General features: G+C 68.0%; 10 protein-coding genes and 1 tRNA gene. 6 read left to right on the top strand and 5 right to left on the bottom strand.

What is annotated here, in order from left to right:
- Positions 1-111 precede the first annotated feature (111 nt).
- Positions 112-185: transfer RNA gene (locus A5787_RS02955), tRNA-Arg, on the top strand.
- 68 nt (positions 186-253) lie between these two features.
- On the opposite strand, the gene A5787_RS02950 is transcribed toward A5787_RS02955, so the two are convergent.
- Positions 254-586, bottom strand: coding sequence for a hypothetical protein (locus tag A5787_RS02950; RefSeq protein ID WP_066961357.1), 333 nt, complete (start codon positions 584-586; stop codon positions 254-256).
- A 135-nt stretch (positions 587-721) separates the two neighbouring features.
- On the opposite strand from A5787_RS02950, the gene A5787_RS02945 reads away from it, so the two are divergent.
- Together A5787_RS02945 and A5787_RS02940 are read left to right on the top strand one after the other, a co-directional pair.
- Positions 722-1,009: a hypothetical protein gene (locus A5787_RS02945; protein WP_156763729.1), complete on the top strand. Its 288-nt coding sequence runs from the start codon at positions 722-724 to the stop codon at positions 1,007-1,009.
- Positions 1,010-1,115: 106 nt separating this feature from the next.
- On the top strand, positions 1,116-1,547 hold the full coding sequence (locus A5787_RS02940; protein ID WP_066961351.1) for an Hsp20/alpha crystallin family protein: 432 nt from the start codon (positions 1,116-1,118) through the stop codon (positions 1,545-1,547).
- A 23-nt stretch (positions 1,548-1,570) separates the two neighbouring features.
- Here the strand turns inward: A5787_RS02940 and A5787_RS02935 are convergent, their stop codons facing one another.
- Entirely contained in the window at positions 1,571-1,915 is a 345-nt protein-coding gene (locus tag A5787_RS02935; protein WP_066961346.1) for a hypothetical protein, read from the bottom strand.
- A 503-nt stretch (positions 1,916-2,418) separates the two neighbouring features.
- Between A5787_RS02935 and A5787_RS02930 the strand changes: the two genes are divergently transcribed.
- Entirely contained in the window at positions 2,419-2,838 is a 420-nt protein-coding gene (locus tag A5787_RS02930) for a hypothetical protein (protein WP_066961340.1), read from the top strand.
- Positions 2,835-3,530: a thioesterase II family protein gene (locus A5787_RS02925; protein ID WP_369829076.1), complete on the top strand. Its 696-nt coding sequence runs from the start codon at positions 2,835-2,837 to the stop codon at positions 3,528-3,530. Before A5787_RS02930 ends, A5787_RS02925 begins: the two co-directional genes overlap by 4 nt.
- Here A5787_RS02925 and A5787_RS02920 read toward each other — a convergent pair.
- Positions 3,527-4,126: a cutinase family protein gene (locus A5787_RS02920; protein ID WP_066961337.1), complete on the bottom strand. Its 600-nt coding sequence runs from the start codon at positions 4,124-4,126 to the stop codon at positions 3,527-3,529. The two genes, A5787_RS02925 and A5787_RS02920, sit on opposite strands and share 4 nt — an antisense overlap.
- Before the next feature lie 109 nt (positions 4,127-4,235).
- On the opposite strand from A5787_RS02920, the gene A5787_RS02915 reads away from it, so the two are divergent.
- Positions 4,236-4,919, top strand: a complete 684-nt coding sequence (locus tag A5787_RS02915) for a cutinase family protein (protein WP_197506943.1) — start codon at positions 4,236-4,238, stop codon at positions 4,917-4,919.
- A 13-nt stretch (positions 4,920-4,932) separates the two neighbouring features.
- Here the strand turns inward: A5787_RS02915 and A5787_RS02910 are convergent, their stop codons facing one another.
- Positions 4,933-5,670 (bottom strand): DUF732 domain-containing protein, encoded by a 738-nt coding sequence (locus tag A5787_RS02910; protein ID WP_066961332.1) that lies wholly within the window; start codon positions 5,668-5,670, stop codon positions 4,933-4,935.
- A 245-nt stretch (positions 5,671-5,915) separates the two neighbouring features.
- Positions 5,916-13,012 (bottom strand): type I polyketide synthase (locus A5787_RS02905; RefSeq protein WP_156763728.1); only part of this gene is annotated, 7,097 nt, incomplete at its 5' end.

Genomic DNA, 13,012 nt, shown 5'->3' with positions numbered 1-13,012 from the left:
TGTCGAGGCTCACACGATAACCGATAAGCGCTCCGCTGGAAGACTTTTCGGGCGCGTCGCGCTCGGCGAGTCCTTCGGGCGTGTCGCGTTCGATAGACTGACCTGCACATTGCCTCCGTAGCTCAGGTGGATAGAGCAAGGGCCTTCTAATCCCTAGGTCGCACGTTCGAGTCGTGCCGGGGGCACTGCAAGCAAGATTTTGCGGCGGCGGTGGCCAGCTCAGAGCCCAGGCAGGCTGGGCGTGGCCCTTAAGTCACCCGTCAGCCGCGTCGGCGGCGGCGATCAACGCGCTGCCCAGCATCCGCGCTTCGGCGGGCGTGACGACCGGGGTGCAGGCGCCGTCAATGATGATCTCGCGTTCGGCGTGCCCATCGGCGTACTGCCGCCCGACAACGGACACCACGATATCGCCGACACCGGCGCATCGCCCGTGGTTGGCGACCCGGATGATTCGCCACTCCGGGCCGTCGAACACCCTGAAGGCCGCCTCGATGCTCTCCCATTCGTCGACCCAGGTTGCCCCGCTGGGCGCCGCAAGGTCGGTGGCTAGATGGTTGACGAGATCCCGCGCGCGGGCTGTGGTCATGGTTCCGTTCTCCTTGAGTGGTGTAGTCAGTTGACTACACCACAGCACGCGTAGTGTAGTCAACCGACTACACTCAAGTATCTTCGTGTGCGCTCCGTGATTGTGATCACGCTGCCGGGAGGGAGAATGACGGCCATGAACGACACGGACAACCTCGCTATCGATGTATCGCTCTTCTGCCCGGCACACCACCACGTCGGCAACCTCAGGAAGTTTGCGGCCGAGATCGGCTACCAGCCGAGGGGTGGACTGGTCGGCGCGTGGCCGCCGCACCGGTCGGATTCGTGGTGGGAAGTCCGGTGTCCCGACGGCTGCCCCGGTGTGTTGGGCGGTGCCGTGGATCCCATCCGCCAAGAGGTGACCAGGCTCGCCGATGACCCTAAGCGGACGACGGCTCACTACACGCTGAAGCAGGTGGGTTGAACAGGCAATGAATCTCCCGGCAACATCGGCGGGTACCGTCTAGCCGCGGCGGCGCCACAGTGGTTCGATCGAAATCGAAAGAGATGCAACGATTTCAGGAGAATTCATGGCAACTCTGCCAGTCCAGCGTCAACCCAGAACCCTCGTGCCCGATCTCTCCGAGCTCTTCAGTGGTAGTCCCCTGTTGGCCGGCCTTCGCCCGCTCTTCGACCGCAACCTCCTTCGGGTCGAGGACGAGATCGACGACGGCCGCTACGAGGTGCGCGCCGAGATTCCCGGCGTCGACCCCGCGAAGGACATCGACATCACCGTGCACGACGGGATGCTCACCATCAAGGCCGTGCGCAGCCAGGCTGTCGAATCCCGCGGCCGGTCCGAATTCAGCTATGGAGCCTTCGCTCGCTCCGTCCCACTGCCGGCCGGAGCCGACGTCGACGACGTCCGTGCCACCTACGAAAAGGGCATTTTGGCGATCTCGGTACCGGTGCCCAATGGTGCGCCGGCGGCCAAACGCATCGAGGTCGAAACTCGGGAGTGATTTCGCGACCGCTGCGCCGCGAATCAGGTTGGGGGCGGGGCGGGCTGATCGGGAGAAATCGCCCCGTTGCAGCCGCCCGGCGGTGGCGGGCCCGGGAGGGGTTCGTCGCCGCCGACGCAGTCGTAATAAAACTGAGGGCCGACGATCCAGGTCTTCATCCACTGGTGCCAAAACGACCCGTCGGGGTACTTCTCGCCGTCGCACACGGCCAGATTGCCGTAACCCCAACGACCACCCGGGCAGAAGCCCTTCGTCATGTCCGGCTGGTGCGGGTCAGGCGGGTCAGCTGTGGCAACCGCGGTGGAAAACACACACGCCGCGGCACAACCCACGATCGCAGCGCCAAGGCGGGTGAGCGTGAACTTCATTCCGACTCCCTTAACCGTTGAATCAACACAGACAATCTGAAACCAATTCGTTCTGATCAAGAGTCGACAGTTAGCTACGAGCTTCTTTGGGTAGTTTACGACGCCGCGGATTGGCGATGTCAACTCTGCGTGACCCCAGAGCGGGCCATGAAGTCAGTCCTGTTCAGAGCCGGTTGAGGAAAAGGTATATTTTCGGGTGCTGCCGGACGGCTCGTGTTGCGGTGAGGCGTGTCCTCACGGCTAGGGCCTTTGCCATGCCGCGGACCTGTCGAAACCCATTGTTGGGCGCAATGGCCGCAGGGAAACAATCGGTCTTCCAATTCGCCTCGAAACGCCCCAGTGACAAAGCCGATAGACGTCTGAGCAATCTGCAGTCGAGACTGTCGCCTCGTCGCTGGTTGGAAAAAGTCTCACAAAAAGTGTCCGTGTGAGACCCGCGTGACGCTCCTACCCGTGAGCGCGGCCCGCTCGGGTCGCAACCCACGACGGAAACGGAGCACGACATGAACACCACCCGCGGCCTCGACGTGGTCGCCCCCGCGGCGCCAAAACAACGGGCCACCGGGCGCCCCGCACTGGTTGAACATCTGCGACGGCTGCGCGTGAACGCCGCGCTCTTCGTGAGCCTGGCCCGGGAAGCCGGCATCGACACCGCCGACAGCGAGGGCACCAATACGATCGCCTGCATCGTCGGCAGCTCGAGTACGGCGCTGCGACTGTCGGGCGCTTTGCTGCGGCACGGCATCTATGCCGACGCGGTCCGTTTCCCCGCCGTACCGGAAGACCAAGCGCGTCTGCGCTTCTTAGTGACCAGCTGTCACACATCCGAACAGATCCGCTTCACGGTGAACGTCCTGGCCGAGGAGCTGAGACTGCTGAACGCAAAGGGCTTGCGGGACAGCGATTTCGGTGAGCCACGATGAGAAATGCGACTGCCATGCGGTTGTTCTGCTTTCACCATGCCGGAGGCGGCGGGTTGGCATTCAACGCCTGGAACAAGGCGCTGAGCCCGGCCGTCGAGGTGATTCCGGTCGAGGTCACCGATCGGCAGCGCTTCACCACGCTGCGGCAGCTCGTCGACGAGGTGGATGATCAGCTGCGATCCGCCCTCGATCAGCCACATATCTTCTTCGGCCACAGTTTCGGCGCCCTGCTGGCATACCGGTTGGCGTGCATGCGCGCGGCGCAGGGTTCTCCGGTGCCACGGGCGGTGTTCCTGTCCGCGTACGGTGCGCCACACGTGCCGCCGCCACTGCATGTCGTGGATCTACTCGACGACCAACAGCTCGCAGCGCTCCTCTGCGATCTGGGCGGACTGCCTTCGCAACTGACGCGCTGGCCCACGCTGCACGAGCGGGCCCTCACCGCCACTCGACACGACTTGCGGTTGTGCATGACGGACGAGGAAGGCGACACCGCGGAACTGCCGTGCCCGATTCATGTCTTTGGCGGCAGCGAAGACCCGCTTGTGAGTGAAGCCGACTTGCGCGAATGGCGTTCGCGCACAACGGCGGATTTTTCGGTGCAGATCCTTCGGGGCGGCCACTTCTATCTTCGTGATCGGCAGGCGCTGTTTGCGACGCTGCGTCCGCTGATGTCGACGATCGCGGCCTAAAGCCTGCCGGCGACGAAGCCGGCGGCCTGATCCACCAGCCCCGAGCCGATGTAGGAGGGCTGCAGATGCGACGGCCAATTCGTGCCTCTCCCACAGATGGGGTCGCCGCCGGCGCACTGGTCGATCGTCTTACCGGCGAACGCGGGGGCCACCCCGTGGGTGCCGTTACCGAACAACGCGACCGCCGCGACGTGTTGATCCGCGCCCGGCGGCAGCCCACCCCACATCGCGCGGTCAACCACCTCCGCACCCAGCGAATAGCCGCCCAGCACTATGCGGGTGTTCGGACAACTTCTGGCCATCGATTCAACGTGCGCGCCGATATCGTTCGCTCCGCTGCCGGTGGTGATGTTGGCGGGGTAATTCACCCCGTACACGCCGACCGACATCCGCGTCTTGCCGCGCAGCGAATTGACGAATGCGTCGCCGACTGCGCCGACGCCGGGCGGCTCCTCTCGCCCGCGAGCAAAGACCACTTCGGCGTCGGGGCACGCCGCCGATGCCGCCGGGGCCCCAACCAATGCCGCCGCGAGCAGGCCGGCGACCGCCAGGCTGAGGACACGATGCGCGCCTGGTGTTATCGCGACAAGCCTCATGACGCGATATTACGGACTTATTCTTTGCGGGCCACCGAGGCGTTTATTGGTTGCAATTAGCCAGTGGTCCGGGGTGTTGTGCGGGAGCCGTACGTGTCAGCATGGGAACGTGAGATCCCGCCAACTCGCTCGTTTGCTGGGTGCCACCGTCGTGACCACCTCGACAACACTGCTGAGCCATATTTCCCCCGCCTCGGCCGCCCCCTGCCCGGATGCCGAGGTGACGTTCGCCCGCGGCACCGACGAGGCACCCGGTGTCGGTGCGGTCGGACAACAATTCATCGATGCGCTGCGCTCGCAGGTCGGGGGCCGCTCCCTCGGGGTGTATCCGGTCAACTACCCCGCCGGCGACGATCTCGCCGCATCCGCGTCCGCCGGCGCCGTCGATGCGCACGCTCACGTTCGGTCCATGGTTGCGACCTGTCCGAACACGAAGCTGGTGCTCGGCGGATATTCCCAAGGGGCCGGCGTGATAGATCTGACCACCATCTCTCGCGCACCCATTGCGGGCTTGGTCCCCGACATACTCACGGCGGACGAGGCGGAACATGTCGCGGCACTCGCCCTCTTCGGGAATCCGACGGGCAGATTCTTGGGCGCGCCCGTAACGGAACTCAGCCCCTGGTATGGGGCGAAGACCATCGACTTGTGTGCGCCCGGCGATCCGGTGTGCGCTCCAGGCCCGCTGCTGACGCTGCCGACGCATGACGAGCTGTTCTCTCCCGAGCAGCTGTCCTATACGCACAACGGAATGCCCGGTCAGGCAGCGACTTTCGTGGCGGGCCGCCTGTAACGTCTGAGGGCCGTTAGGGTGCGAGCCTGACAAAGCCCGGCGATGGATCCGGCTGCACGGCGCCGGCGCTGCCGCCGGTGTTACCACCGCCATTGCCGCCGGAAGCACCACCCGGCTGAGGACCGACCGCAGGGGGCGGCGGCTCTTGTGGTGGAGGCTCAGCCACCTGTTGCGGTGGAGGCGGCTGCTTTTGCGCCGGAGGTGGCGGTCGTTTCGGTGGAGGCGGCGCCGCCACCGGCTGGCGCGGCGCCTGTATCTGCGCCGCGGGCGGTGGTGTCGGAATCTGCGGCGGGTTCGGATCGGTGATCTCTCCGCAGGGAACTACGACGAGCCGGCGCGCCGACGCCTCCCATCCCGTGCGATTGGCCCGGATCGACGCGATCTTGCCCTGATTGTGTGGGCAGTACGCGCCCACTGCCGCAGCGATGAAACGCGCCTCGGTGCGCGCGAGTCGGCCGGGGGCGTATTCACGCTCGGACGGATCGATGCCGAACGCGTTGTTCACCATCGCGTCAACGAGTCCGGCCGCCGGCATGCCGGCGTCGAGCGTGCGACAAACGTCATGGGCGGTGTCGATGAGGTTCGGCACACCCTGCACGGCAGGGATGCCCTCTTGATCGAGCAGCGCCAAGAACCGGTCGTCTTGGTTTGGGTCGGCCGTCGCTGCGCCCGCGCGCAGAATTGCAGCGCCAGTGAGCAAGGCGATGGCCGTGATCAGGGCACCGGAGTGGCCGGTGGTGCCGATGGACATGGAGGGGCGTCCGTTCTGGATAGGGCCGTCATCCGACGGCGTATTGGCATCTACACCGCGTGCGTGCGCCGCCCCTCCGGTTCCACGGCGCACTGCCATGCATCGAATCCGTTTACCTTACGTTCACCTTTTGTTCACCATGAATTTCCATGATAATTCAACACGATTCCGCGGTAAATAGCCGATTTCTCCAGCCGAGCCAGATCAGCTCAAACACACTGTGGCGCAAGAGCGGTGCTACACCCTCAGCAGTCGATCTCGGCATCCAAATCGAATTCGGCGAACGCAGCCGAAACGCTCCCGCGCAGGTCTTCTTTGGTATTCGGCCGGTCCAGCAGATAGGCGGAGATCCTGATAAACATCTTCCCCTGGCCCCGGCCCGAACCCAGGAACAGTTGTCCGCCCATGGCCTCAAGCGTGCTCTTCTTGATATCGGGCTCGAGGTTTCTCAGGTACGCGTAGTCGGCGTCAGTGCCGTCGGGCCGGTTCGCCGCCGGGGACAGATCACCGACGTTGGAGCACGTGACGGGAAGGGTGGAACCACCGGCCGCCATCCCCGCGACCTTCCTGGCCGCCCACACGGGTGTCAGCGCCGCGAGCGGCAGCGGTGCCAGCCACTCGTTGTCGGGGTCCTCCATCGCGGCGAGGATTCCTTGCGTGATCTTGGCCTGGATCCCGGCGAGGTCCGTCGCCGCCCGCGTGGGGTCGACCGTGACGTCGACGCTCGTGAGCGCATTGCCGCGGGTATCGTCCTCGGTCCGTAGCGATACCAGGAATCGCAGGGTGACCGTTCCGTCGTCCTGGACGCGCCCGACCCGCACCGCGAGCCTGCACGCGATTCCCGCCACCAGTGAGTTACTGCTTGCGCCAAGATCTTTCGCGCGAGCATCCCATTCCGCCAGGTCGATGTAGGCGGTGAGCGCCGGCACCTCGACCGTCTGATCGCCATTGGACGTTTTCGGGGACGGCGGCGCCGCCTTCATCGACGATCTGAGCTCTTGGCGGTCGCGCCGGGCCCGTCGAGCCACGGCGCCCAACGCGTGCGCCACGTCGGGCAGGTCCTTGACCGTCTGCCGAAGATCCTCACGCAAAGCCCGCCCCAGCGTGCGCGATCCCGCAGGCGGATAACCGAATTCGCGTACCTTGCCCTCGGCGGCGTCCTCGATCGCCTGGCCGAACGCGATCGCGTCGACGATCGTGTGGGACGCCACCAGACTGACCGCGGTCCCATCGTCCTCCAGCGGAAGCACCCCGAGATGCCAGCCGGGTCCCCACTCCGGGTCAAGAGGAAGGCGTGCCCGTTCGTCGGCCCACGCGTTCACCTCGGCGCGCGGCCGCGGCGTCGAGGCGAAATCGATGTCGGCCGATGCCGGAGCCATGACCCAGCGGTCGCGCGCGAACGGCAACGCGGACCGTTCGATCCTGCGCCCCAGCAACCCGCGTCCGAGATTGCGGTGAAAACGCCGCAACCCCTCGACGTCGACGGGCCGGTTGTAGATCCACGTGACCTGAATCAGCGCGCCGTGCACCGCTCGCAGCGCGAGAAATGCCGCCTGGTCCAGATATGCGAGCCTATCGTCCACCGGCTCAACGCCATTCGTGCTGACCTGAACCGCCGGCACTGCGGGCGCGGCGGTGTCGGTGAGCAGGCCGGCCAGGTGGGCCGCGAGCGCCGTGGGGCTCGGGTGGTCCAGCGCCAGGGTCGCGGGGAGGACGAGGCCGGTGCGCTGGTTGAGGGTGTTGCGCAGCTCCAGGGCGGTCAGCGAGTCGATGCCGAGATCCTTGAACGGACGGTCGGGATCGAGGGTGGCGGGGTCGGGGTGGGCCAACACAGCGGCGGTGGTGGCGGTGACCATCGCGGTGAGCGTGTCGAGCCGTTGCCGGGGAGTTTCGGCGGCCAGCCGGGCGGCCAGTGTCCGGGGGCTGGCGGTGGCGGCTCGGGGCCGGATGTGGGTCAGGGCGGACAGGATCGGGTCCAGCGTGTTGTGGCGCGCCTGGCGGGTCAACGCGCCGGTGTTGAACGGGCTGGCGACCACGTTGGCTCGCTGACTGGTCAGCGCGGCGTCGAAGAGGGTCAGGCCGTGCTCGCTCGTAATGGGGGTCAGACCGGCGGCGGCCAATCGGGTCAGGTCGCCCGTGGTGAGATGGGCGGTCATCCCGGACGGGGTTTGCCAATAGCCCCACGCGACGCTGGTGGCCGCACGTTGGGTGTGCTGGCGACGGCGGGCCAGCGCGTCCAGGAATGCGTTGGCGGCAGCGTAATTGGCCTGTCCGGCGCTGCCCAGTATTCCCGCGGCAGAGGAGAACAAGACGAACGCGGCGAGGTCGCGGTCGGCGGTGAGGCGATCCAGATGCCAGGCGGCGTCGGCTTTGGCGACCAACACCGCATCGAGTTGCTCGGTGCTCAGGTCGGTCACGACGGCGTCATCGAGGACGCCGGCGGCGTGGATGACCGCGGTCAACGGGTGGCCGTCCGCGACGGTGCCGAGCGCCGCGGCCAGGTCGGTGGGATTGCCTGTGTCACAGGCGATGATCGAAACCTGGGCACCCAGCCCGGTCAGACGTTCGTGCAGTTCGCCCGCCCCGGGAGCGTCGGGGCCGCTGCGCGACAGCAGCAGCAGATGCTGGATGCCGTACCGGGTGACCAGATGCTCGGCGAACAGCGCGCCCAGCATCCCGGTGCCACCGGTGATCAGCGCCGTGCCCTCGGGATCCAACACCGGGGGCGGGATCAGGACGATCTTCCCGGTATGGCGGGCCTGGCTCATGTCGCGGAAGGCCTGGGGCGCGTTCACCAGACCGTAGCTGGTGGTGGGCAACGGCTTGAGCGCACCGGCGTCGAACAGCTTCATCAGGGCCGCCCAGGCCGGTTGCAGGGATTCCGGTGGCGCACTGGACAAGTCGTAGACCTGGTAGTCGACTCCGGGATGGGCTGCGGCGATGTCGGCGGCGACGCGGATGTCGGTCTTGCCGATTTCGACGAAACTGCCTCCGCGGGGCAGCAATTGCAGCGAAGCGTCGACGAAATCCCCGGCGAGGCTGTTGAGTACGACGTCCATGCCCTGCCCGTCGGTGGCCGCCTTGAAGGTGTCGACGAAATCCAGCGTGCGCGACGACGCGATGTGAGCCGGGTCGACCCCTAGCCCGGTCAGCACGTGCTGTTTGTCGGGGTGCGCGGTCGCGAAAACCTCGGCACCCACGTGGCGGGCGATCTGGATGGCGGCCTGCCCGACGCCGCCGGCGCCGGCGTGGATGAGCACCCGCTGTCCGGCGGACAGCCCGGCGATCTCGACCAAAGCGATGTAGGCGGTCAGATAGACGATCGGCGCGGATGCGGCCTGGGTGAACGACCATCCGGCCGGGACGGGTACCACCATGCGCTCGTCGGCGATCGCGGTGGGCGCGAACGCGTTGTGCGGGAACAGCCCCATCACCGCATCCCCGCGACGCACCGATGCCCCGGGCGCGGCTTCCAGGACCACCCCGGCGGCTTCGCTGCCCAGGCCGTCGTCGGCGATGGCGCCCAACGCCACGACCACGTCCCGGAAGTTCAGCCCGGCGGCGCGTACCTGGACGCGAATCTGCCCCGGCGCCAGCGTGTTTGGTGGGTCGGTGGGGAGCAGCGTCAGGTTGGCCAGGTCACCCTTGCGGGCGGTACCCAACTGCCAGTCGGGCGTATCCGGCGGCGCCAGGATCGGGGTGCGGGCCAGGCGGGGAATGTGGAGCGCCCCGTTGCGCAGGGCCAGCTGCGGCTCGCCGGCCGGTCGAGCCGAGGCGATGGCCGCCAGCATGTCCCCGGAGCCGTCGGTGTCGAGCAAGGTGATGCGGTCGGGGTTCTCGTTCTGGGCGGTGTGGATCAACGCCCAGGCGGCGGCGTGCGCCGGATCGGGAACGCCGTCGTACGCGCCGATGCTGACTGCGCGACGGGTGACGACCACCAGGTGAGCGTGGGCGGCGTCGGGCCGGGCCAGCCAGCCCTGAAGCTGGGCCAGGACGTCGCGGGTGAGGGTGTGCGCGCGCCGCAGCGGATCGCGTTCGTCGGCGTGCGGCAGCGGCCAGATCACCAGCTCCGGGGGCGCCGTCACCGAGGCGAGGTCGTTATCCGCCCACGCCGGTGGCTGGGACGTCGACGCAGCGGCCAGCTCGGGCGCCGGCGGCCAGGTCAGCTCGAACAGGCTGTCGGCTAGCCCGGCCATCGAAGGCCGCCCGATCTGGTCGGAGACGGCGCGCAGCGTCAACGCGCCGATGGTGATCACCGGCGCGCCGGTGGGGTCGGTGGCGCGCAGCTCGAACGTGTCCTCGGCGGTGCGGGTCAGCTGCACAAGGAGCTGGCTGGCGGCGGTGGCATACAGGGTGACCCCGGTGAACGCGTACGGCACCCGCAGCGACGCCGGGTCCGCCCCGTCGGTGCGGTCCAACACGGCGGCCAGCGGGTGCAGGGCGGCGTCGAGGAGGGCGGGGTGGATGCCGTAGCCGGCGACATCGGTCCCGGCGGGCAACGCCACCTCGGCGTAGACGACGTCGGGCCGGGCCGGGTCGGCGCCGATGCCCCGCACCGACCGGAACGGACCGCCGTAGTGGTAGCCGCGCTGGGCCAGCCTGTCGTAGAAATCGTCCTGGTCGAGCGCCTCGACCCCCGGCGAGGGCGTGGGCGGGCCCGCGGCGGGCTGATCGGCGCTCAGCGCGCCGCTGGCGTGCAGCGTCCACGCGTCGGCAAGTTGACCGCCGGTGCGCGAGTGCACGGTGAACGGGCGCCGCCCCTGCTCGTCGAGCGGTTGCACGAGGATCTGCAGATCGGCCGGGGCCTGCTCCGACAGAATCAGGGCGGTATGCAGGACCAGCTCGTCGATCGCCGGGCAGCCGGCCAGCTCACCGGCCCGCAGGAGCACCTCGACGAAGCCGGTCGCGGGGAACAGCACGGTGTCGTTGACCTGATGGCCGGCCAGCCAGCCCTGGGTGCCGGTCGACAGCCGCCCGCTGACCATGAACTGGTCTTGGTCGGCCAGCCCGACGACGGCGCCCAACAACGGGTGTTCCGCGCGGTCCAGCCCGAGGCCGCCGGCGTCGCCGGCCGGAGTGGGGGCCAGCCAGTAGCGGCGGTGCTCGAAGGGGTAGGTGGGCAGGGCGACGGTGTGGGCGTGGGGGTAGAGGGCCGTCCATGATGGGCTGTGGCCGTGGTTGTGTAGCTGGGCCAGGGTGGTGGCCAGGCTGTCGTGGTCGGGGCGGTCGCGGTGCAGGGTGATGATCACCGATGATTGGGTCCGCCCGGCGGCCTGGGCCAGGGTGTCGGTGAGCGCCGGGGCGAGCACCGGGTGTGGGGAGAGCTCGACGAAGGTGCATTCGCCGGCGCCCAGGCGCTCAAGGACCCGGTCGTGGAATCCGACCGGCTCGCGCAGGTTGCGATACCAGTAGTCGGCGTCCATGGTGGTGGTGTCCAGCGGTTCGGCCGAAACTGCTTGTCCCACGGTGGAATACAGTGGGATGCGTGCGGGTACCGGAGTCAGGCCGGCCAGCCCGGCCAGCAGGCGCTCGCGTGCCGGTTGCACCTGAGCCGAGTGCGAGGCGTAGTCGACGGCGATGTGGCGGATGTGCAGGCCGTCGCGCTCACCGGCCGCGGCGAACTCCTCGAGCGCGGTGGGGTCGCCGCTGATGATGGTGTGCGAGGGGCCGTTGATCGCCGCGATGCTCAGCGCTTCGCCCCAGGGTTGCAGGCGTGGCTGCAGTTGTTCGGCGGCCAGCAGCACCGACGCCATGCCGCCGGTGCCGCGCAGGTCGCGCAGCGCCTGGCTGCGCAGCGCCACCACCTTGGCGGCCTCGGGCAACGCCAGCACCCCGGCGATATACGCCGCGGCGATCTCGCCCTGGGAGTGACCGATCACCGCGTCGGGAACAATGCCGTAGTGGCTGAGCACCTCGGCGAGCGAGACCATCAGGGTGAACAACACCGGCTGCACCACCTCGACGCGCTCCAACCCCGGAGCGCCCGGGTCCTGGCGTAAGACGTCGCGCACCGACCAGTCGGTGAACGGGCGCAACGCCTCATCGCAGGCGTCGACGGTGGCGGCGAACACGCGGTGGTGTTCATAAAGCTGCCGCCCCATGCCCGGGTACTGGGCACCTTGGCCGGGCAACACGAACACGGTCTTACCCCGCAGGTGAGCCAGGTAATGGTGGCGGGTCAGCTGCGGGTGCGGCCCGCCGTCGCGCAGGGCATCCAGCGCCTCCAGCAGCCCTTGGCGCGGGTCAGCACTCTGTGCCGATCCGGTGATGGTCGCCCGATACGGGTGGTGGGTGCGGGTGGCGCCCAGGCTGTAGGCCACCTCGCTCAGATCCAGCTCGGGGTGGCCGAGCAGGTGTTGGTGCAGCCGGTCGGCCTGCGCGCTCAACGCCGCGCCGGTACGCGCCGACACCGCCCACAACGCCACCCCGAACTCGACACCCTCCTGGGTCGCCCGGTCCGGTTCGATCTCCGGGGCCTGTCGCAGGATCACGTGCGCGTTGGTGCCGCTGATCCCAAACGACGACACCGCCGCGGTGCGCAGATGATCGGTGACCGGCCACGGCACCGCCTCAGTGAGCAGGCGCACCGTGCCCGCCGACCAATCCACGTGCGGGCTGGGACGATCAACGTTCAGCGTCGGGGGCAGCATGTCGTGCTGCAGCGCCTCGATCATCTTGATCATCCCCGCCACACCGGCAGCAGCCTGAGTGTGCCCGATGTTGGATTTGATCGACCCCAACCACAACGGCTGCCCGGCATCACGGGCGGTGCCGTAGGTGGCGAGCAGAGCGCCGGCCTCGATCGGATCACCCAGCGAGGTGCCGGTGCCGTGGGCCTCCACCACATCGACCTGATCAAGCCCCACACCGGCGTTGGCCGCCGCCTGGGCGATCACCCGCTGTTGGGCGGGCCCGTTGGGGGCGGTCAACCCGTTCGACGCGCCGTCTTGGTTGATCGCCGATCCCGCGATCACCGCCAACACCGGGTGGCGGTGGCGCTGGGCATCGCCCAGCCGCTCCAGGACCAGCACCGCGGCCCCTTCGCCCCAGCCGGTGCCATCGGCGTCGGCCGAAAACGCTTTACAGCGCCCATCAGCGGCCAACCCGCGCTGGCGGGCGAACTCGGTGAACACCGACGGCGTCGTCATCACCGTCACACCACCGGCCAGAGCCAGAGTCGACTCGCCGTTGCGCAGCGACTGACACGCCAAATGCGTGGCCACCAACGACGACGAACACGCCGTGTCGATCGTAATGGCCGGGCCCTGCAACCCCAACGCGTAGGCCACCCGCCCCGACGCCACACTGGTCGACAGGCCAGTCAGCGCATACCCCTCCACCC

This window comes from Mycobacterium sp. 852002-50816_SCH5313054-b (assembly GCF_001667185.1).
Classification (GTDB): Bacteria; Actinomycetota; Actinomycetes; order Mycobacteriales; family Mycobacteriaceae; genus Mycobacterium.
Note: the sequence above shows the minus strand (reverse complement) of the source record. Positions and strands in the feature narration are given on the sequence as shown.